We start from the raw sequence: 1314 nt of genomic DNA, 5'->3' as shown, positions 1-1314 counted from the left end.
ACGCCGCCGGAGTCGGTAAGGATGACGCGAGCCGCCTGCTCCAACGCCACCATATCGAGGAACGACAGCGGCTCTACTACAGTGAGATCGGAAAGATATCGTTCCAAGCCGAACTGATTCAGCAGCTTACGGGTACGCGGATGCAGCGGCAGGACCACGGGCACGTCACAGGCAATCTGCGCCAGCGCGCTAACGATGCCCTCCAAGCGCAAGGGATCATCGGTGTTTTCGGCCCGATGGCAAGTCGCCAAAGCAAAAGCTTTTTCCCTCAGGCCCAGCACCTGCAAAATACTGCTGCCAACCCGGGCGCGCTCGCGATAATAGAGGGCAACGTCGTACATGACGTCGCCGACATTGTGCACCCCCTGAGTTACGCCCTCGCGCGCCAGATTGTCGACGGCCGCATCCGTCGGACACAGCAGCAAGCTTGATACACGATCAGAGAGGATTCGATTGATTTCCTCAGGCATGCGCATATTGAACGAACGCAATCCAGCCTCCACATGCGAGACCGGGATATGCAACTTGGCCGCCGCCAGAGCGCCAGCCAGGGTCGAGTTAGTATCGCCATAGATCAGCACCCAGTCTGGCTTCTCGTCCAGCAGAATGTGCTCGATACCTTCAAGCATGCGTCCGGTCATGGCGCCATGGCTGCCGCCGGAGACTTCCAGATTGTAGCGTGGCGCAGGGATCTCCAGCTCGTCGAAGAACACCTGGGACATGTTCGGGTCGAAGTGCTGGCCGGTATGCACCATGACTTCTTCAAGCTGGCCGGGGCGCTTGAGAATCTCGCGCGAGACCGCTGCCGCCTTGATGAACTGAGGACGCGCCCCGACGATAGTGACGATTTTCTTGCTCATATGCCCAGGCTCTCCTGCAGGGACTGGATGATGGTGGCCTGTTTCGCCACGCCCAGGTACGGATGCATCGGCAGGCTCATCACCCGCTCGGCAATGGCATCGCCCACCGGTAGACACACATCGTCCTGCACCGCCGGCTGGCGGTTGAGCGGTATCGGGTAATGCACTGCGGTCGGAATACCTACGACCTTGAGGCGCTCCTGCACCTGATCGCGGGCAGTGATCTGCACCGTGTACTGAGCCCACGCGCTGTGGTTGTAACTTTCGACGAAGGGAGCGGTAATACCAGCCTCACCCAACAAGCGACCATAAGAGTGGGCGACTTGCCCGCGCTGTTCCAGTTCGCGCGGAAAAATCTCCAACTTGGGCAATAGGATCGCCGCTTGCAATGTATCAAGTCGACTGTTAACACCCACACGTATGTGGTGATAACGACGATCCTGACCATGACGCG

General features: G+C 59.1%; 2 protein-coding genes. Both read right to left on the bottom strand.

All coding sequences use genetic code 11. From position 1 onward, the window contains the following. Positions 1 to 860 (bottom strand): non-hydrolyzing UDP-N-acetylglucosamine 2-epimerase (wecB, locus tag J0A65_RS22455; protein WP_232850108.1); only part of this gene is annotated, 860 nt, incomplete at its 3' end. After that, positions 857 to 1314: DegT/DnrJ/EryC1/StrS family aminotransferase (locus J0A65_RS22450; protein WP_206596540.1), on the bottom strand; the 458-nt coding region annotated here is incomplete at its 5' end. The genes wecB and J0A65_RS22450, both read right to left, overlap by 4 nt.

The organism is Bowmanella yangjiangensis (assembly GCF_017255015.1).
Lineage (GTDB): Bacteria > Pseudomonadota > Gammaproteobacteria > Enterobacterales > Alteromonadaceae > Bowmanella > Bowmanella yangjiangensis.
This window is presented reverse-complemented; position numbering and strand designations above follow the sequence as displayed.